This window comes from Pantoea sp. alder81 (assembly GCF_020179835.1).
Classification (GTDB): domain Bacteria; phylum Pseudomonadota; class Gammaproteobacteria; order Enterobacterales; family Enterobacteriaceae; genus Pantoea.
This window is the reverse complement of record NZ_JAIUDA010000016.1, coordinates 1-17865: the sequence shown is the minus strand read 5'-3', so window position 1 is coordinate 17865 and position 17865 is coordinate 1. Positions and strand designations below refer to the sequence as shown.

General features: G+C 50.1%; 21 protein-coding genes. 18 read left to right on the top strand and 3 right to left on the bottom strand.

What is annotated here, in order from left to right; all coding sequences use genetic code 11:
- From LBW88_RS25425 to LBW88_RS25400, 6 genes are read left to right on the top strand one after another with little or no spacing between them, the layout of a single operon-like run.
- Positions 1-576: a hypothetical protein gene (locus tag LBW88_RS25425; protein ID WP_224935369.1), complete on the top strand. Its 576-nt coding sequence runs from the start codon at positions 1-3 to the stop codon at positions 574-576.
- Positions 577-621: 45 nt separating this feature from the next.
- Positions 622-2265 (top strand): phage tail protein, encoded by a 1644-nt coding sequence (locus LBW88_RS25420; protein ID WP_224935366.1) that lies wholly within the window; start codon positions 622-624, stop codon positions 2263-2265.
- Between the two features lie 32 nt (positions 2266-2297).
- Positions 2298-2729, top strand: a complete 432-nt coding sequence (locus LBW88_RS25415; RefSeq protein WP_224935363.1) for a hypothetical protein — start codon at positions 2298-2300, stop codon at positions 2727-2729.
- A gap of 9 nt (positions 2730-2738) precedes the next feature.
- The gene (locus LBW88_RS25410; protein ID WP_224935360.1) at positions 2739-3149 is read left to right on the top strand and encodes a hypothetical protein; all 411 of its coding nucleotides are present in this window, start codon (positions 2739-2741) and stop codon (positions 3147-3149) included.
- Entirely contained in the window at positions 3149-3295 is a 147-nt protein-coding gene (locus LBW88_RS25405) for a hypothetical protein (protein WP_224935358.1), read from the top strand. Before LBW88_RS25410 ends, LBW88_RS25405 begins: the two co-directional genes overlap by 1 nt.
- Positions 3295-3732, top strand: coding sequence for a hypothetical protein (locus tag LBW88_RS25400; protein WP_224935355.1), 438 nt, complete (start codon positions 3295-3297; stop codon positions 3730-3732). The genes LBW88_RS25405 and LBW88_RS25400 overlap by 1 nt, the downstream gene beginning before the upstream one ends.
- Positions 3733-3925: 193 nt before the next feature.
- Here the strand turns inward: LBW88_RS25400 and LBW88_RS25395 are convergent, their stop codons facing one another.
- The 3 genes from LBW88_RS25395 to LBW88_RS25385 form a co-directional block, all read right to left on the bottom strand.
- Complete coding sequence (locus LBW88_RS25395) at positions 3926-4756, bottom strand: DUF3037 domain-containing protein (RefSeq protein ID WP_224935353.1); 831 nt, start codon at positions 4754-4756, stop codon at positions 3926-3928.
- A complete protein-coding gene (locus tag LBW88_RS25390) occupies positions 4753-5499 on the bottom strand; it encodes a HipA family kinase (RefSeq protein WP_224935350.1) in 747 nt (248 codons plus the stop codon). The genes LBW88_RS25395 and LBW88_RS25390 overlap by 4 nt, the downstream gene beginning before the upstream one ends.
- Positions 5500-6095: 596 nt before the next feature.
- Positions 6096-6380 (bottom strand): hypothetical protein, encoded by a 285-nt coding sequence (locus LBW88_RS25385; protein WP_224935347.1) that lies wholly within the window; start codon positions 6378-6380, stop codon positions 6096-6098.
- Positions 6381-6516: 136 nt separating this feature from the next.
- Here LBW88_RS25385 and LBW88_RS25380 point away from each other — a divergent pair, with 136 nt between their 5' ends.
- From LBW88_RS25380 to LBW88_RS25325, 12 genes are all read left to right on the top strand, one after another.
- Positions 6517-8796: a hypothetical protein gene (locus tag LBW88_RS25380; RefSeq protein ID WP_224935344.1), complete on the top strand. Its 2280-nt coding sequence runs from the start codon at positions 6517-6519 to the stop codon at positions 8794-8796.
- Positions 8797-8959: 163 nt separating this feature from the next.
- Positions 8960-9607 carry a hypothetical protein gene (locus tag LBW88_RS25375; protein WP_225031568.1) on the top strand — a complete coding sequence of 216 codons (648 nt, stop codon included), beginning with the start codon at positions 8960-8962 and terminating at the stop codon, positions 9605-9607.
- A gap of 27 nt (positions 9608-9634) precedes the next feature.
- Positions 9635-10513, top strand: a complete 879-nt coding sequence (lepB, locus tag LBW88_RS25370) for a signal peptidase I (protein WP_224935340.1) — start codon at positions 9635-9637, stop codon at positions 10511-10513.
- A 49-nt stretch (positions 10514-10562) separates the two neighbouring features.
- The gene (locus LBW88_RS25365; protein WP_224935337.1) at positions 10563-10847 is read left to right on the top strand and encodes a hypothetical protein; all 285 of its coding nucleotides are present in this window, start codon (positions 10563-10565) and stop codon (positions 10845-10847) included.
- A 125-nt stretch (positions 10848-10972) separates the two neighbouring features.
- Positions 10973-11344 (top strand): hypothetical protein, encoded by a 372-nt coding sequence (locus LBW88_RS25360; RefSeq protein ID WP_224935335.1) that lies wholly within the window; start codon positions 10973-10975, stop codon positions 11342-11344.
- A gap of 639 nt (positions 11345-11983) precedes the next feature.
- Complete coding sequence (locus LBW88_RS25355) at positions 11984-12973, top strand: hypothetical protein (RefSeq protein ID WP_224935332.1); 990 nt, start codon at positions 11984-11986, stop codon at positions 12971-12973.
- A 2-nt stretch (positions 12974-12975) separates the two neighbouring features.
- Positions 12976-14091, top strand: a complete 1116-nt coding sequence (locus tag LBW88_RS25350) for a type IV secretion protein Rhs (protein ID WP_224935329.1) — start codon at positions 12976-12978, stop codon at positions 14089-14091.
- Positions 14088-14702 carry a phage baseplate assembly protein V gene (locus LBW88_RS25345; protein ID WP_224935327.1) on the top strand — a complete coding sequence of 205 codons (615 nt, stop codon included), beginning with the start codon at positions 14088-14090 and terminating at the stop codon, positions 14700-14702. The genes LBW88_RS25350 and LBW88_RS25345 overlap by 4 nt, the downstream gene beginning before the upstream one ends.
- A complete protein-coding gene (locus tag LBW88_RS25340; RefSeq protein ID WP_224935324.1) occupies positions 14702-15067 on the top strand; it encodes a phage tail protein in 366 nt (121 codons plus the stop codon). The genes LBW88_RS25345 and LBW88_RS25340 overlap by 1 nt, the downstream gene beginning before the upstream one ends.
- 3 nt (positions 15068-15070) lie before the next feature.
- The gene (locus LBW88_RS25335) at positions 15071-16204 is read left to right on the top strand and encodes a baseplate J/gp47 family protein (RefSeq protein WP_224935322.1); all 1134 of its coding nucleotides are present in this window, start codon (positions 15071-15073) and stop codon (positions 16202-16204) included.
- Positions 16197-16856 (top strand): hypothetical protein, encoded by a 660-nt coding sequence (locus LBW88_RS25330; protein ID WP_224935319.1) that lies wholly within the window; start codon positions 16197-16199, stop codon positions 16854-16856. Before LBW88_RS25335 ends, LBW88_RS25330 begins: the two co-directional genes overlap by 8 nt.
- Before the next feature lie 58 nt (positions 16857-16914).
- Positions 16915-17742: a hypothetical protein gene (locus LBW88_RS25325; protein WP_224935317.1), complete on the top strand. Its 828-nt coding sequence runs from the start codon at positions 16915-16917 to the stop codon at positions 17740-17742.
- Positions 17743-17865: the final 123 nt, after the last annotated feature.

Here is a 17865-nt window from a genome sequence, read left to right as displayed (position 1 = left end):
ATGGCCAGTGCCGATGATGTTTCCTGTTTCCTGGCAAAGCGTTTAGCCGAAGCGATCTACCCCCAGGGCGAAGCTGAACCTGGTATCGTTAACGCGCCTGTTCAAATTTATCCAGGATGGCCAGTGCCAGGAATTCTGCAACCGGATATTGATGCGGGTGGTGTGCACATCTCCGTCTGGCCACTACCGACAGAACGCCGGGTGAACACGCCGCTGGGACGGCCATTTCGTAAATCAGCGCTATCGAAAGTTGAGTCAGATAATGTTGTCCGGGAACTGAGGCGTCAGATCAAAGATTTTCAGATAACCATCTGGGCCCCCACGCCTCTGTTGAGAAGCAAAGTCGGTGCGGCGGTCGACACCACGCTTTCTGAGGAATGCCATATCGATCTGGGAGATGGTGCGCCTGCACTGATGATTTACGCCAGACAATTTGATTCAGACAGGGCGGAAAACTGGCATGTGTACCGCCGGGACCTGATTTTCAGCGTGAACTTCGCTACTACGCAGACCATTACCGCACCTGAAGTCATTCATACCGTGGTCACCCTCAATGGTCATCAGCCTCCTGAATAACACCCTTTCAATCGCTACCGCGCATTCACAATGGAGTCATGTTTCATGCCGATTTATTCAGCCGGCGATCTCAACACATCTGCATTAACTGCACCGGATTTATACGTCCAGGTGGTACCGCCACGGACTCGCTTGATTAATGGCGTGCCGACTGACGGATTAGGTCTGGTAGGTGTGGGTAGCTGGGGGCCGGTAAACAGCGTTTTCCGTATCAACTCAGATACAGATATGGCTTTTTTTCTGGGGCATCCAGAAGATCGCAAATTCGACCTCTCGACGGCTGTAGCGATTTCACTTCAGCTGGGTGCCTCGAACCTGAACTGTATCCGTGTCACTAACGGTACGGATAAGACTGCTTGTGGAAAGCTTAGTAAAAAGGGGGGTAAGCAAGCCCTTATGCTGACTGCCCTCTACAGCGGAACGCGGGGAAATCAGATTGTCGCAGGAATCAGTATAGGAACGGCGGTTAACTCGAAAAAGCTGACCATCAGTCTGCCGGGCATGAGAGCTGAGGTTTTCGATAATATTCAGGGCAAAGAGGCTGCGTTATGGGAGGCGATGGCTCACGCCGTTAATCACGGTCAGATGAATATCCGTGGCCCCAGTCAGCTGGTGCGCGCTTCAGTGGGTACGATTACAACGGCACCAGTGTCTGGAACAGACAATCAGGATACTGATAACAACTCTGAGGAAAATAAAACCGCAGATGTCATCGAGCCCGTTCAGCTTACAGGCGGGACAGATGGCATTGAAGCTGCCACCAGTAGCGACAAGAAAAATCAATCAGAAGCAGTTTCAGAGAAAACGCTGCTGGGCGCGGACGGTACTGACACCCTTCGGACCGGGATGTTCGCATTGCGCGGCTCAGGCTCGCAGGTCATCAATCTTATTGATGTAACGAACAGCGATTGCTGGCCCGCTATGGCCGCCTTCGCACGCTCCGAAGGGGCGTATGCCATCAGTCAGGGTCCGGCGTCAACCGACTGCAAAGCACTGTCTGAAGCGCTGAATACATCGGGTGTTGATGACTGGCATTTCAAACTATTGGTAGGCGACTGGCCATTCTGGAAAGACACGCATAACGGCACTAATCGCATGATTGCGCCCGCGACTTTTGAAGCAGCGAATATTGCATCCCGATCACCACATATTTCCACTCTGAATAAGCGCATCCCGGGCATCATCGCTACCGAGCGACAGCTGATGGGACGAACCTATTCGGTACCGGAAATCGGTGCGATCAATTCGGCACGTCTGGACGTTATCACCAATCCCTGTCCGGGCGGTCATTACTTTGGCATGCGCTCAGGCCGTAACACGTCGTCTAATCCGACCCAGAACGATGATACCTACACCCGTATGACCAACTTCCTGTCACTGACCCTGGCGGCAGGATTTGGTGGCGTGGTGGGGGATAATCAGACAACAGACCTGCGGCGGGAAACGAAAAGCACCCTGGAGTCTTTCCTGTCGAATTTGGAGACGATGAAGATGATTGGCGACCCGAACGGCGGGCCGGCTTTCTCTGTGCGTCTCGATGCGACTAATAATCCGGATTCCCGTGTGGCGCTGGGTTACATGACGGCAGATGTGCAGGTTAAATACCTGAACGTGGTTCGCTACTTCCTGGTGAACCTGGAAGGAGGTGGCAGCGTGTCCATCTCCGTTTCAAATGATTCACCCCGCTAAAGCCGCTGCGCTCTTAATTCCGGAGATAAACCATGCCAACCCTTGGCTATACCGTAGGCCGCGACATCGCAGTCGATATCAACACGCCATCGGGCAAGCTGCGCATTCCCAAAATCATTAGCTTTGACTCAAAGCCGCAGGTCTCGACCCAGAAGATTACGCCACTCAATGGCATCACCGATGAGCTGCAAATCCCCGTTGGCTGGCATGGCACCATTACTGCTGAACGTATGGATGCCACGCTGGATGACTTCTGGGCGAAGTGGGAAGACAACTATTACAACGGTATCGATCAGCCTCGCGGCACCATTACTGAGACCATCACCGAAGTGAACGGCACGGTCAGTGTCTTTCGCTATGAAGGCGTCTCGTTTCATCTCACCGATGCCGGCAACAAGCAGGGAGAGAAGACTGTTAATCAGACCCTGTCCTGGACGGCAAACCGTCGCAAAAAAGTACATTAAGGAACAAGAATGGTTAAGGTCACAGTGCATGAAGGCAAGCAACCCACCCCGGCATTAAAGGCCATTGAATATAACCAGGTCAGGGACACAGCAGGGCGCCTTATCACCCTGCGCGAGCTGGACCCGGTGCAGGAATCCCGCCTGACGGTTGCTGTTGGCCCGGAAATGGCCATGAACGTGATGTACATGAACATGTATGCCTTCCCGGTGGCGGCAGTGGCTGACATTGACGGTGACGAATACCCGGTGCCGCAGAACCCCAAACAGATTGAAGGCATGCTGGCCATCCTCGGTAAAAGCGGACTGAAAGCGGTGACATCCTGGTTACGTGAGAAGTCGAAAGAGGAAGAGGATGAAGCCACGGAGACCGCCGCAAAAAACTCGCCCGGAACCCTGCGTTCATCAATCAGTGCTGGCTGATGAAATCCGGGGTTCCGTTCAGCATCATTTTCCCGGGACTGGCTGGGCTGATGCCTCATGAACGTATTGCGATGGGCGTGGTGATTCGCGAGTTCGACGGCGGCAGGTACAACTGGAATACAGGCCAGTGGGAGGAGAGTAATTGATGAACCTTGAACAGTTAGGTCGGGAACTGTCGTTTGCTTCCACTAATATAGCGTCAGAGCTTGAGCTGGGTTTTCACATCATCGTGAAAGAGATTGAGGAAACGGCGAAAGAAGAGATTGGGGTGTACCAGCCCGCTTACGGCCCTTTTGAGGCCTGGGCGCCCCTGGCTGAATCAACGAAAGCCGACCGTGTGCGTCAGGGGTACACAGAAGACGATCCGCTGTTGCGCTCTGGTGAATTGCGGGATTCCATCGAGAGCGAAGTGGTAGGTCTGGCGGCCATTGTGGGCACTAAAAGTCAGATCGGATTCTGGCAGGAAGTCGGAACCGAAAACATGCCGCCGCGCCCCTTTATCGGTCCCGCGTACGTGCGGAAGATTGACCCGCTGCTGGAGGCGATTGGCGTGGTTATATCGGGTAATTTCAAAGTTTACTAAATCAGGAAAGGTTTGTCGGTATTCTAGAGTTGGGGTGACGTGCTACAACGCTAACATTTCTTGATGAGATCAGATTTCAGTACACGCAAAAAAAAGAAACGATTCAATCTCATTCAGGGTGATGCGGGCTACATTTAAAACTCAACGAATGCAGCTGTGCGCAATAGTAAGGGCCAAGTAAAAGGCCCTACAATCATGACCGATCAACGATGATATTTGATGCAAATTCGATTGCCGCACGATGATCGCTAGCAGGAACATGCGCAATTTTATGCTTGTCTAAATTGAGCTTTATAGAATCAAGCACCTTAACTTGCGCCAAGGTCGGTGAGAGAGGTTCCTCAATAGTAAATAACACATCTTTTACTTCTAGTAACTTTTCTTCTGCAGCACGAGTAACCCTCATTACCCATGTGTCACCATGCTCCATCATCTTTCCAGGTTCGGATTGCTCAAAAGCTAGAGGCTTGATCGCTCGTGATATGACGTCACTTCTTTTGGCGACAAGAGGCATAGAAAATTTAGCAAGCGTCCCGTTAATTGTCTGATTTTTGAACATATTCTTTAGGGCATCAATTCTGTCGATGCTTCTTTTTAGTTCTTTAGCTAAAACCTCTTCTCTACGTGCTTTGGTATAATCACTATGATTTACATAACGATCATAGATTTTTTTCATTTCTTCTCTAGGGTTATTTGTAAGTACAACTCTGGCCTGGCTGAAGTGAAAGATTGATTCGCGTTTTGCAGTAAAGTAGTGGAAAAACTGAGAAAGAGACTGCGCACCGCTTATTTCAAGAGCAGTGTTCTTAGCAAATCCCAGCTCGCTAGAGAATGCATCTTTAGCTAAAGGGAAAATGCAATCGTCGTGGAAAAACCGCCTTACGCGAGAGTCATTTCGATTTGTGATCATGTAGTCGAAATAATTCTCCTTTGGAGCGCACACGACCACACCTACGTTCGCAAACTCTTCAGTTTCCGGATAGGGTGAATATCGAACGATGCTGTATAAGCAAGGCGTTGTCATGTGATACTACTCCAAAAATCATCTGTTTCGGCTCTAATGAGCGTAGTGTCAATGCTGTTGATGAAATCCTGATCATTACGCCAGTCATCCGGTACATCTTCCCAGAAGTGAGGCATACGGCAATAGGTTTTTAGAAGTTTTTCTTTATGCTCAACACGATCGACCATGTCAAAGGTCCACTTCCTCGATTTGTGAGAGTAAACGTGGTACTCGAAATCTCCAGCAGCGTTCGCATTCTGATCAAAGGCTAGATTGTGGTCAATAAGGTAATACCTATCATGCTGAACGTCGTAGAGCATGTTCACATTGCCTCCTAGTGCAGTGAGGCTTCTGTCACCATTCATGATCCATCGGTCAAACAAGAAGATCCTCTTCTGATCGTCAATAGGGACAATTTGCTCGTTTCTTGAATGTGCAAATGTCAAAGAAACTGCATTTTCAATGTAAAGCGTAGCGAACGCGTATCCCGAATTAATGTCACTTTTGAGTTCTGGCGAAAATTCTAGCAGCTCATTAGGGATGTAAACGACGGTAAAATCAGGTAGCGGAAGACCAAGATCTTGAGCTAGGCAAGCAGAAATGAATTCTGCCAGTAGATGCTTGGGCGGCATTAAAGGCATTGATTTTACGATGTATTTGTTACCGTCATCGCATCGACAAAGAATGGGCTTAGTACTGCCTTCATTTATGCGCCTGATAAATTCAATGACGCTGATTTTTGGAGATTCCAACGTGATGTTCATCCATGCGTTGATTAATTAAGCAAAGATACACGGATAGTTCTGATTGCCATATCCTGACAGATGATCAGTGCTTAAGACGTGCACCACTACTTACTTATTTGCCCTTAAGCGCTAGGCTTACCTCTCTGCGTACGCCTAAACTTAAATCTCTAAGCGACTGAGGGGGATTTATGTCAGATAGACCGATTGAAGCCGATGAGCTTGAAGACGATAAGAAGGCTAAGTCAGAAGATCATGATAAAGACGATGAGAGCCTGGCACCTGAATCAGGCGATAAGCAGCCTGATTGATAACTAAGCCCACTTCGGTGGGCTTTTTGTTTCTGATTCGCATCTCATCCTGACATATGTTTAGTGCTTATCGATAAGGTGCGCTGGGCCACTTCTTGTAAGCGAAGACATATAGCATGATGAAGTGTATGCCCGGACAAGATAGCAGCAGGCCAATTTCAATCCGGAGCCAGCTTTCTGAGCCATGCGGAAGCAGGGGATGAACATCATAACCAGATGATTACCGTCAGAATTGCGAGGGGGTTGGGCTGTTCCATTGAAAGTTCTCAATAATAAATTTTGAACAGGTATCGTCAGTCGCATGCATCATTCAGCAGAAATGAGTAATGCTCTGTGTTTCCCCAGCAACTCAATCTGCGTGAGAAGCCGTTTAAGTGATTCGATGGCATCCCATATCTGGTCATGCGTGTCACCGTCCCAATCCGGGCAGGCTGCTAACTCTGATCGAAACAGCTTAAGTTTTATGTGTATCGCAGCCACCTGATCCCGGTTACACCTTCTGGCGATGCGAGAGATCTCAGTTTCTGAATTGCGGATATACATCGATTGAGCATCCCGGTTTTTTTTAAACAGGCGACCGAGTTTATTCATAACGGGGGTTTCCTCTCATTAGCTTCGCAAATGTTATCGTCAGATTGGCTTTAACATTCAGCTTTTTTTCCCGCTCTTCTTACTCTAAGCCTGTCAGCTCCGGCTGGGTTTTTAATGTCCTTAAAACGAGGTTCCTATGGATATTCAGGCTTACCGCGTAGCCGTGCGGCTGGCGCTGGATGACCAGATTACACGCAACCTGATGCAAGTCAGCCGTGATGCGATCGAACTCAATAAGAAGTTCGTCAAAATCACAAAGAACATTAAAGCACTGACCAGCGCCGCCAGAGAGGCAACATCCGCGCTGCGGGCACTCAACCGTTCCCTAAACAACCAATTTTCTGGCGCATCGCGTGGCGCGCGTGATTATGCTGAAGCCATCCGCTCTGCTGCTGACCACGCCCAGCGCATGAATAACGCTACCCGAAATCTCCCGTCTCTTGCTGGTGGCTACGGCGCGGCGATGACGCTGCCTGTTCTCGCGGCGGGTTCCGCCGCAGCTGGTGGAGGCGGATATGGCAACCATGGTGGGGGGCTTGTTCTGCCTCCTCCCTCGAACTCTGGCGCTGGATGGCACGGCTGGCGCAACGGCGTGCCGCCGGGCGGCTGGGGTAGCGGCGGTTCGGGGAATGGTGGCGGTCATGGCCGCTCTCCCGGTCATGGCGCCTATTCAGACGGCATGACCAATCTGGCCACCGGCTACCTTGGATTCAAATTGCTGAGTGGCTTCGTGGATGAGGCTGCGCGCTACCAGACCATGACTGAGAAATTCAGACAGTTCGGTTTGAGGCAGGCAGCAACACAGGAAGCACAGCAATTCGCAGAGACGACCCGCATCCGCGGTTCCTCTACGACTGATTTGCTGAAATATATGGTTGAAGCGCAGGGCGTGTTCAGCGATTCCGGTATGAAGTCCCTGGATGAGCAGCTGCGTGCCGCTAAACTTGCAGCGCCTGTGCTGGCGCGCATGAACTTTGCTTCACGTGGACTTGATGAGCATCAGCGCGAGGCCACGTTCGCTAAGCAAATGGACATGCTGCGTTTTACTGAAACGGCGGGTGGGCTCAAGAGCTCTGAGCGTTTTAATGCGCTGATGGACGCTGCATTCAGGGCCATCCAGTCATCTGGCGGCAACGTCGATTTCACTCAGTATCGCCAGTTTATGGCCAAGGCGGGTACTTCAGCTTTCAATCTGAGCAGTAAAGCATTGTTCGCCCAACTGGAGCCGATTATCGGTGAACTGAAGGGCAGTTCAGCGGGTGAAGCGCTGATGACAGCCTATAACCGCCTCAACGGCATAGTGATGCTGCCCAGCCAGGTTTCGCATGACCTGTTGAAAATGGGTATCTGGGACGCCAGCAGGGTTGAACTCAACAACCTTGGCGGCGTGAAACGTCTGCATGGTAACCCCCTCATTAACTCGCAGCTATTCAGCCAGTCACCGGTGGATTACTACGAGAAGATGATACTGCCCATTTATCAAAAGAATCACTACACGGATGAACAAAAGCAGCGCGAGAACGCCCTGATTTTTGGGCGAACGGGCGGCAAGATGTTCAGCCTCATCGATAAGCAGCTGGATACCATTCATCGCCGTATTGACGCCTACGCTATCGCACGGGGACTGGATGATGCTTATGGCGCCGTAGGCAGTACCTATAACGGCAAGAAAATCGACTTCCAGAAGAAATGGCAGAATCTGCAGCTGGTGATGGGTAAAGACGGCGGCCTGCTGGACAAGTTTACGAAAGGGCTTGATGGGCTGACGCACTCATTAAAACGGATGACCGACATCGCACACAAGCATCCTGAAATGGCGAAGTTTGCCGGAGAAGCAGGTCTGGCCATAACAGGCCTTGCTGCGCTTAGCGGAGGTTTATGGGTCCTGAAGCATGGGGTGGGTGCTTTGCTATCCCCTCTTAAGCTGGCGGGCTGGGGTATTGAGGTGCTCATTGGCAGAAGCGCCACCACGGGGCTGACCGGTCTGGCTGCTGCACTTACAGGGCTTCCGGCCATCATTGCCGCTGCGACACTTGCCGCACTTTATCCTGCCAGTACCGCGTCGCAGAGTCAGGAAATGAAAGAGCGTGAAAGACTGGCACGCCAGAATGTCCGAGACAACGGCGCAACCTACAGACCATGGATGCCCTCACAGGCTGACTTCGATAAACAGCAAGCACGTGAGCAGGCATACAGGAAAACCGGCATTTATCCGCCCATACCGCCGGTAACGGGTAACCGAACGGAACAGTCAATCAATCTCCTGATGACGCATGAAGGCCGTCAGGTATTAGTCGCGACGGTGATTGATCAAATGAGTCAGCAAGCCGCCAGAGCGCCATCATCCGCAAGCGCATTCGACTCATCCATGCTGATGATTCATCCCGGCCAGGTCAGCAGCCTTGCCATTCCTTAATTATCGTCCTGCGTAATCCTGAAGTGATGCAGTCTTTCAGATAACTGAATGGCGTAATTGCCATGCTGCTTAGCTGGTGTGATTTCAAAGACGCCACGCGTATTCACAAAGACAAAGGTAATTACGCATTAATACTAGGAATTCGGGAACGCTCAACAAACTCGTGACGACATTTTTGCTGATAATTGCTGGCACTGTGACTGCGGCAACCGATCATTTGTGGCGTCAGTCGCTAGACAGTTTCACAGTGACCCATCTTGAGGGTCTATCGTCTTCCAGCCTGAGCCAGGTGGAAGCATTGCTTCAGGAGAAATTAGTGAATGATCCCATTTGTCCCGTGATGGATGCTGGACATCCCGCACAGAATATTGTCACTTTTATGAATTACGAATGCATCCATTTCCGGCCGCCCGACGTTAAGCTTGGAAATCTACTCAAGGCATATCCTCAGATAGCCATCACGAACAAGCTGATTTCATATGGATCTGACGGCTCCATAGCCTTTACGCGCATGGCCCTGGCGGTATGGCAACACCAGTCTGAGAAGTTTGACGCCTTCCACCTCGCACTTATAGCTTATGAAGGGATGATTGATTGCTACAGTATCCGCGCGGCTATGCGGGCGGCGGATGTGCACTTCACAAGGGTCAGTCCCGATACGCTCTCCCCGCAGGCATTTAACCGGTCATTAATCATGAAGCTCGGTCTGACAGAAATCCCTTCACTACTAATCGGCGATAATGTTCTGACTGGTTCTGCGAAATACAGCGAGCTGGAGGGGGCCGTGAATGCCGCACCCAAATCCTCTTAAGCTGCGCACCATCAGGGGGACATTGCAGTGAATATTTTCGCCTACATTCTGGCGGTAGCCATAGTTCTGGCCGGTTTGTGCCGGATCCTGCTGTGGCGAAACCGTGCGGTTAACAAAAGGCATGATGATGTGCCTGCACCCCCCCATAAAACACGAGCGTTGACCCAGTCCTGGCTGGAGACAGGTGCATGCCTGTTTCCTCTGCTGTTGCTGATATTACTGATTCGCTCTTTTGGCTGGGAGTCGTTTCACATTCCTTCAGGCTCAATGACGCCGACTCTGCTTAAAGGTGATTTTGTTATCGCTGATAAATTTTCGTATGGATTCAAAAATCCTTTCAATCAGAGAACACTAATACAGCGAGGCCATCCGCAACGGGGCGATATCGCGATTTTCCAATATCCGGCAGACGACTCACAGCTTTTTATTAAGCGCGTCATCGGACTACCCGGGGATCATGTGAAGTTTGAACCGCAAAGTCAGACATTATCCATTCTCCCGGCATCAGCACGGGCGGGAGATGATCGCACCCCTATCCCAATCAGCTACACACCTCCGGTACCGGCTGACCATTTAGGATCATTTAATTACGGTCAGCACCTTGTTGAGCGGAATGAAACGTTGGGTGGCATCACCCATAAAATCCAGCAAGACGCTGCCAGAACGGTTGATACGGGTCAGTTCTTCCACCAGGAAGGGCTACCCGCAGGTGAGTGGTTGGTCCCTAAAGGTCAGTACTTTATGATGGGAGACAATCGCAACAACAGTTATGACAGTCGCTACTGGGGATTCGTGCCAGAACGCAATCTGGTGGGTAAAGCGGTGGGCATCTGGTTTAGTCTGATTAAACAGACGGGGCTGTTACCGGTTGGACTAAGATTCAGCCGTATCGGACATCTGCACTGATGCTGGCCGTCATCACCTCAGTTGAAACCGTCTATACAGGGACGTCATTATGATTACTGAAAAGCCCCGGTTTTTACACGCTGGTCTGGCAGAACCTGATGAGGACGGCGTCAACGCCCTTGTCGCGTACGGAATGACAACCACTGATGGTGAAGTGGTGTATCTCATTATTCGTTACTTCGACTATGAAAATCATTCGGTGCAGGGCGATCATTTATACATGTCATTTAATGAAGCGATGGATGATGTGTTTAAAGACTATGCTCTGACCAGAAGCAGCTGGCGTGAGCTTTCCGCAGAGGAAATTTTACGCATAGATGCCCGGATTGGCTGAGCCCTGAGCCGGTGAGGCACAGTATTCCGCTTTTTAATTCTCTGTCACAGCCTTTGAAAATTGCGGGAAACCGTATGCCATTAATGGCAGCGTTTAGCCTCAGCGTGATTTCAGGGGCGAAGGCTATGAAAACCTTAACGGTAATATCCCTGCTGGCACTGACGCTCGGGGCCGCAGCGATGGACGTGAATGACAGTGACACTTACTACGGTGACAGCTGGGATAACATCATGGCCAAAGTGCACGGCACCTGCACGCGTTTAACCTGTCCGCCCGGCACCCGCGTCAAAGTGGATGCCGTTCCGGGTGATACCGGCATAGCGGAAACCTGGGATCGACAGGTCGTTGAACTGCTGGAGCTGGTCGGGATGAAATTCGTGGTCATGGGCACGGACGGTCATTCTTCATCGGCCTGGGTTCTGGCACCCGGCGGCATCGCCTACAGCATTCAGTGGATGTTTCTGAAGAAAGTGGCAGAGAAAAAACCGAAAGGCTAAAAAAACAAAAAGCCCGGGAGTGGTGGCAACCGGGCTGGCACAATCCTGTGCCCAACATTTCCAAACACAGCTTATCTCATCACAGGGCAGTAAGAGACAATTTGAGCATAGTAGGTACGTTGGAGATTGCATGCGAAGCGGTAAGGTTGAAATTGACAGCGTTTAGCTGAAAACAACCACAATTAAATAAAGACCCGGAACCTGCGCGGAAGCCGGGCGGCAATGAAAAGGGGTGGGGGTATTGCCAAAAGTTTGACGGATGTCCCTGAAGAGGTAAGGACAACTTCAGCTTAACCTGGCCTCAGAACATTGCAAACTTATCGCAAATTAATGTCATGATTTTATCAGAGCAGTGAGTCTGGGCTGGCTTTGGCAGCTCTCTTTTCCTCATCCATGGTTTTTATTGGCTCCGGTGAGGAGAGCCAACGGTCGAACTTTTCATAAGTCTCTATAAAATTTTAAAATAAGCCGTTGCCGCTGAGAGGTTCTCTTTACGCTGCAGGTAGGCAGCCGTCATCTTGAATGCATCCTGATTTTCAAACTTCATCACGTTGTCTATCATTAAACAGGTATTTTCCAGCGTAGCCTGGCGAATGCCAGCCCGCCCCCGGATGTCACTGATACAGGTAGTGAAGTCACATGTCATTTCTGAATTCCCTGACGCACTTCGCACAAGGTATTGATCCTACTGTTACCCGACTAATGTTGGGAGACTTTGAATTTATGGAATTTGAAGTTCCGGATAAAGTGACCATTGCCGGCAGACACAAGACGGTTCTGCACCAGATGGTCGGCGGTAAGCGTGTCATCGATGTGCTGGGAGTGGAATATGCCCCCCTGACGTGGTCAGGTGTCATTACCGGCTCGCAATCCGGCGATCGCGTTAATGCACTTGAGAGGATGCGAGATGCTGGTAAGAAGTTAAGGCTGACACTGGACAATTACAGCTTCACGGTAGTGATCACCTCCTTTACGCCGGTATATGAATTCATCTACCGCAGGCCGTACAGCATAGAGGTGGCAATTGTCGCCAACAATGCCTCACCGCTGAAAGTGGATGCGCTGACCGGGGCGCTGCAGGGAGTGCTTGACAGCAACATTGGGCAGGCTTTGGGCCTCTCTAACATCATTGACATATCGACAGTCACCAATGCAGTTACCGCGGTACACAGCGCCGTGAAAGAGGTCACTGACTTTGCTCATGCCACAGTCGAACAGGTGCAGTCAGTGGTAAGGCCAATCATAGCCGCACAGACGATTATTCAGCAGCAAATTAGCCAGCTTGAGTCGGCAGCCAGCCAGATAAATACCCTTGGCGGCCTGGTTCCCGGCAACCCGATTTCAACCACGGTGAGTAATCTGCTCAGACAGGCGGATCAGAGTACGCGCATCCCGGCGCTGTACAGCCTTCACAATGTACTCGGACGCCTGAATAAAAACGTGAGTTCCGGCCAGACGGCAGACGGTGTACGGACGGTAACTCTGTCCGGCGGCAACCTTTATCAGGTGGCCGCTGATCAGTACGGCGACGCTTCTCTCTGGAGCAGCATTGCATCTGCAAATGACCTGTCTGATCCGCAGCTAACCGGTATCAATTCACTGACGATTCCAGTCAACCCAACGAGTTAGTTATGGATATAAATAACCTGATAATTGAATCGAGCGCCCGCCATATCAGCGGGCGTTGTCGTTTAAGTGGCACTGAGGTTCCTTTCGTATCGTTTAGTGTTGAGGATGTTGGATTTCGTGGTGCATCGACGTTTGACCTTGTCCTGGCATCATCCGCATTACCGGCCAACATGCAGATGCTGAACTGGTGGGCAACACAGACAACTATTACGGTTGAGCTGTATGCCTCGATCATCACTCTTTCAGGCACAGACGAGAAGAAACTCATCATCGGAAATATCGACAGCTGGCATTACGACCCGGCGCGGTTTGAGATATTGGCTGATGGTCGCGACTTTACCGCGTTGATGATTGATGCCAAGTCTGCCGGTGAAAGCTTCAAGAATTACACCAGTTCACAAATAGCGACGATGCTGGCTCAGCGACACGGTTTGAAACCGGTTGTAACAGCAACCACGCAGCGCATTGGTGAGTTCTTCAAGATTGACAGCACACACCTGACAGGTGAGCAAACGGAATGGGACTTAATAACTACGCTGGCTGCTATTGAAAATTACTCCGTATATATCGATGGAGAAAATCTGCATTTTGAACCCATCAAGGATTCGTCTAAGGAAGACAATTACGTCATCCGCTGGCAACCTCCGGGCTCACTGGCTTACCCGCAATGCAATATGTCAGATGACCTGTCATTTTCCCGCGCGCTGACGATATCAAAGGGCGTTACCGTCGAGATTCTTAGCTGGAATGCAAAGCGCAAAAACAAGCAGTTCGTGGCCTCTTATCCGAAGTATGCCAAAGGAAGTACTCCGGGAAATTCCAACTCGAAAACGCAGGTTTACCGGGTAATCAGAAATGGGCTTTCCCCTGAAGATGCCAACGAACTGGCGCAGACCATTTATCAGCAGGTCGTGCAGCATGAGATGAAATTCAGCGGCTCTACCGCCGGGGATAATCTTTTAACGCCGCACACTCTGGTGCGAGTTGAAGGAACACAAAGCCCGTTTGATCAGCGTTACTGGTGTGACAGCGTTCGCCGATCAATGAGCTGGGAAAATGGCTACACGATGAGCGTTAGTGGTAAAAATCACAGCCCGGCGCTGGAGGTGACGCAGTGAGAGCACTTCTGAATGCTATGGCAGCCACCGCGCAGCAGACATCTGCTGGCGCTAGCGGAACGCGACAGGGGATTATCACCGCCTACGACCCGGACAGCTATGCGGTAAAGGTTCAACTGCAGCCCACTGGCGAGGAAACAGGATGGATGCAACTCAGTTCTCCGTGGGTGGGCAGTGGGTGGGGATTGGCTGCTGGGCCAATGGTCGGTGCCGAAGTAAAAGTGGAGTTTGATTCCGGCCTTATGGGGGCTGGCATGGCCTCGGGCCAGTTCTATAACGATGAAGACCGCTGTCCTGGGCCGCCTTCTGGAGAGTTCTGGCTGATTCACAAAAGCGGATCGCTTCTAAAATTCCTGAACAGCGGAGATGTGTTGCTGAATTCTGCCACCAAAATCACCTATAGCGCCCCGGCGCACCACTTCACTGGTGGAGATGTCCTGATCGAAGAAAATCTGACTGTCGTGAAAAACGTGAACGACCAAAAAGGTATTTATGGGTCTCTCCATAGGTTACGCACAACATACAACGGCCACAGACATTTTGAAAATGGGCAGGGGAGCTTTACTCAGTTACCTGTTGATCAGGTGAAACCGGTAATAAGTGAGAACTGATGAATGACTTATTTCACATTCCAGGTGGGGATTTGAATATCACTTTATCAGGAGACGTTCGGCTAGTTTCACATCGCGAACGCATTAATCAACGTATTCTCCGCAGACTGATAACTAATCCTGGCGATAATATTTTTGATCCTGAATACGGTGCAGGTTTGGGCCAAAAAGTGGGTGAAACGTTCAGACCGGGCGAATGGAAGGCGCTAATTACCGGTCAAGTGCTTTTGGAGCATAGTGTTGCCGAGCACCCCCCTCCGGTGATCAAATTAACGCAGACTCAAGATAGCGTGAGTGTATCGATATCCTATACCGATGTTACAACCGGCACATCGGAAACACTCAGCTTTGACGTTACGAGGTAAAGCATGGCATCTCTAAACATCAAATCTTTTAAAGAGCTCTACCAAGATCAGAAAACGGCGGTAGAAGCGAGAGCTGCAAGAATGGTGGATTTCTCAATTGGCAGTATTCTCCGTTCATTAGCTGAATCAAACGCAGGAGTTGCTAGCTGGCTTCAGCAGTTGATAGTAAAACTATTGGTCAATACGCGTGCTTCCACGTGCTCAGGAGAGGACCTGGATAGCTGGATGGCTGATTTTAACTTCGAGCGTAACCCTGCTGTTCAGGCAATTGGAACGGTAACTTTTAGACGTTTCACAGCATCACATCAGGCTCTCATACCCATCGGCACAAATGTTAAAACCATTGACGATACGCAATTTTTTACGGTTGTCAGCGACACTAAACACAAAAATTATGATCCTGTTCAGCGAGGCTATGTCCTGCCTGCAGACCAGGCCTTACTGGACGTGCCGGTACGTGCCTGGCAGGCAGGCTTGAGCGGTAATGTTCGTGCAGGGACGGTAACCGTTATTATCGGCTCTGTATCCTTTGTTGACACTGTGACGAACCTGAAAGCGTTTGAGGGGGGAGCAGATGCCGAAAAGGATGATGACTTTCGTGCGCGCTTTGTTAAGTGGTTTTCCTCCCTGTCTAAAGCCACCAAAGAGGCCATCGAATTTGCAATTCTTCATATCCAGAGCGGCGTATCATGCGCCCTGGTGGAGAATTATTCTTACGCTGGAAAGCCGCAGTCGGGTTATTTTTTTGCTGTCGTGGATGACGGAACAGGAAAGCCATCTCAGTCATTCATCAAAAAATCCTATGAGGCTATAGAAAAAACACGAGGATTTACCGTAGGTTTTGGTGTGTTTCCGCCCGTGATAGTAACTGCAAATGTTTCGTTAGTCATTGAAACGGACTCGCCGGAACATCATCTCGACGTGTTAGCGCAAGTCAAAATTGCGATTGAAGATCATATCTCCAGGCTAACGCTGGGACAGTTATTGTCTTATACAAAGCTTATCCGTTTGGCTTACAACGCAAGTCCCAGGGTCAGTAATGTCACGTCAGTCAGATTAAACAATGGAAATAGTGACCTGGCTGTATCGGCAAAAGAGGTGATACGTGCTGGCGTTATTGAGGTGCAAAATGAGTAACGGTGACTTGAATGACATGCATTCCAGACTTAAAGCACTGCTACCAGCAGGATGGTTTTGTGATGAAACTCCGGTACTGGATGGTGTTCTGACTTTATTCGCTCAGTATCTGTCATGGTGCTATTCGCTCTACAATTACGCAAGACAACAAACGCGAATCACTACAGCCAGTGATGGCTGGCTTGATATTGCTGCACAGGATTTTTTTGGCGCGCACTTGAGACGAGATGAGGGGATGACAGATATTAAATTCAGGAACCTCATCAAAAAAAGTATGTTTCGCGAACGAGGAACCCGGCAGGCCATCCTGAACATTATTAATGACCTTACTGGCTATCAGCCTGAAATCATCGAACCTCAGTGTGCAGTTGATACGGGGGGGTATTGTATGCCTACCTCCGGTTACGGTGTAGCGGGTCGCTATGGCTCGCTTCAAATCCCTTGTCAGGCTTTTGTCATCGTTCATCGTCCCGACAAAGAAAAATGCAATTCAGATATGGACTCAGACATTGTTTTCGCTGGGCATGAAAGCCTTTTAAAAGATCGACACCGGAACTCAGTGCTTACTCATCCAGTAACGGATGCACAAATTTTTGCCGCTATTACCGCTACAAAGATGGAAGGCACCATTGTGTGGGTGAGGGTGCAATAGCATCACTTCATCAGCGTTTGCATAGCCACCAACAGGGTGGCTTTTTTTTGGGAAAATTATGGACCGTCAGATTGTTTATCCGGGGGCTATCCCCCTTGAAACCGATTTACTGAACACGAATAAGTTCGCCATGATCGGACTGGCAAAGCTAGCCAGTGCAGTATTGGGCTCTGATACCTGTCTGGCTGGTCTTAAGTGCACGCCAACTTTGCCAGCATCCCTCAACGTTGTAATCAGTGCCGGTGAAATTTACTGTCTGCAGCACATTGATCAGACAGCGTATTCAACACTGACGTCAGACCACTCCGATACCATTCTAAAGCAGGGTCTCACCAAAGATTTAATCCTTGAACTACGGGCTCCTGCACAGGCTGGTATGAGTATCAGTTATCTGATTCAGGTTGGTTATGAAGACGTTGATGTCGGTGATTCAGTATTACCCTATTATAATGCCGCCGACCCATCGATGACTTTTAGTGGCCCCGCCAATAATGGTAAGGCTCAGCCTGATGTGCGTGCGGGTAAATGTGTGGTATCGCTTAAAGCTTCAAGCGCTGCATCCGCTGGTATGCAGATGACACCCTTACCCGATATTGGTTTTGTCAGCGCCTGGGTCATCGACGTTTCCAGCGATATGAAGATGATTGAAAGTTGTGACATACATGTCGCACCTGGAGCACCTTTCATCCCGTCATGCGGGATTTATGCCGCTATTCAACAGGCTAAGCCGACCTTTGCAAATGATTCCGGATCGGCCAATGCCTATCAGGCCTTTTATCAACCACCTTTACCGCCGCTGGTTGATGGAATGCGTCTTGCCTTCAAGGCCCGGGAAGTAAATAGCGGTAAAAGCACATTCTCGGTTCGTCCCGGGGAGGTCCACTGAATCGCCACGGGTTTAACAGACACCTCAGAGTCAATTAAGATGGCTTAAAGAGAGGTGCCCATGAGCGGTAAGCGTTATCCCGAAGAGTTTAAAATTGAAGCAGTCAAACAGGTTGTTGATCGC

What these genes read in the sequence shown, in the direction of transcription:
- LBW88_RS25425 (WP_224935369.1), top strand. Translation starts at nt 1, where the DNA reads ATGGCCAGTGCCGATGATGTTTCCTGTTTCCTGGCAAAGCGTTTAGCC.
- LBW88_RS25420 (WP_224935366.1), top strand. Translation starts at nt 622, where the DNA reads ATGCCGATTTATTCAGCCGGCGATCTCAACACATCTGCATTAACTGCA.
- LBW88_RS25415 (WP_224935363.1), top strand. Translation starts at nt 2,298, where the DNA reads ATGCCAACCCTTGGCTATACCGTAGGCCGCGACATCGCAGTCGATATC.
- LBW88_RS25410 (WP_224935360.1), top strand. Translation starts at nt 2,739, where the DNA reads ATGGTTAAGGTCACAGTGCATGAAGGCAAGCAACCCACCCCGGCATTA.
- LBW88_RS25405 (WP_224935358.1), top strand. Translation starts at nt 3,149, where the DNA reads ATGAAATCCGGGGTTCCGTTCAGCATCATTTTCCCGGGACTGGCTGGG.
- LBW88_RS25400 (WP_224935355.1), top strand. Translation starts at nt 3,295, where the DNA reads ATGAACCTTGAACAGTTAGGTCGGGAACTGTCGTTTGCTTCCACTAAT.
- LBW88_RS25395 (WP_224935353.1), bottom strand. Translation starts at nt 4,756, where the DNA reads ATGACAACGCCTTGCTTATACAGCATCGTTCGATATTCACCCTATCCG.
- LBW88_RS25390 (WP_224935350.1), bottom strand. Translation starts at nt 5,499, where the DNA reads ATGAACATCACGTTGGAATCTCCAAAAATCAGCGTCATTGAATTTATC.
- LBW88_RS25385 (WP_224935347.1), bottom strand. Translation starts at nt 6,380, where the DNA reads ATGAATAAACTCGGTCGCCTGTTTAAAAAAAACCGGGATGCTCAATCG.
- LBW88_RS25380 (WP_224935344.1), top strand. Translation starts at nt 6,517, where the DNA reads ATGGATATTCAGGCTTACCGCGTAGCCGTGCGGCTGGCGCTGGATGAC.
- LBW88_RS25365 (WP_224935337.1), top strand. Translation starts at nt 10,563, where the DNA reads ATGATTACTGAAAAGCCCCGGTTTTTACACGCTGGTCTGGCAGAACCT.
- LBW88_RS25360 (WP_224935335.1), top strand. Translation starts at nt 10,973, where the DNA reads ATGAAAACCTTAACGGTAATATCCCTGCTGGCACTGACGCTCGGGGCC.
- LBW88_RS25355 (WP_224935332.1), top strand. Translation starts at nt 11,984, where the DNA reads ATGTCATTTCTGAATTCCCTGACGCACTTCGCACAAGGTATTGATCCT.
- LBW88_RS25350 (WP_224935329.1), top strand. Translation starts at nt 12,976, where the DNA reads ATGGATATAAATAACCTGATAATTGAATCGAGCGCCCGCCATATCAGC.
- LBW88_RS25340 (WP_224935324.1), top strand. Translation starts at nt 14,702, where the DNA reads ATGAATGACTTATTTCACATTCCAGGTGGGGATTTGAATATCACTTTA.
- LBW88_RS25335 (WP_224935322.1), top strand. Translation starts at nt 15,071, where the DNA reads ATGGCATCTCTAAACATCAAATCTTTTAAAGAGCTCTACCAAGATCAG.
- LBW88_RS25330 (WP_224935319.1), top strand. Translation starts at nt 16,197, where the DNA reads ATGAGTAACGGTGACTTGAATGACATGCATTCCAGACTTAAAGCACTG.
- LBW88_RS25325 (WP_224935317.1), top strand. Translation starts at nt 16,915, where the DNA reads ATGGACCGTCAGATTGTTTATCCGGGGGCTATCCCCCTTGAAACCGAT.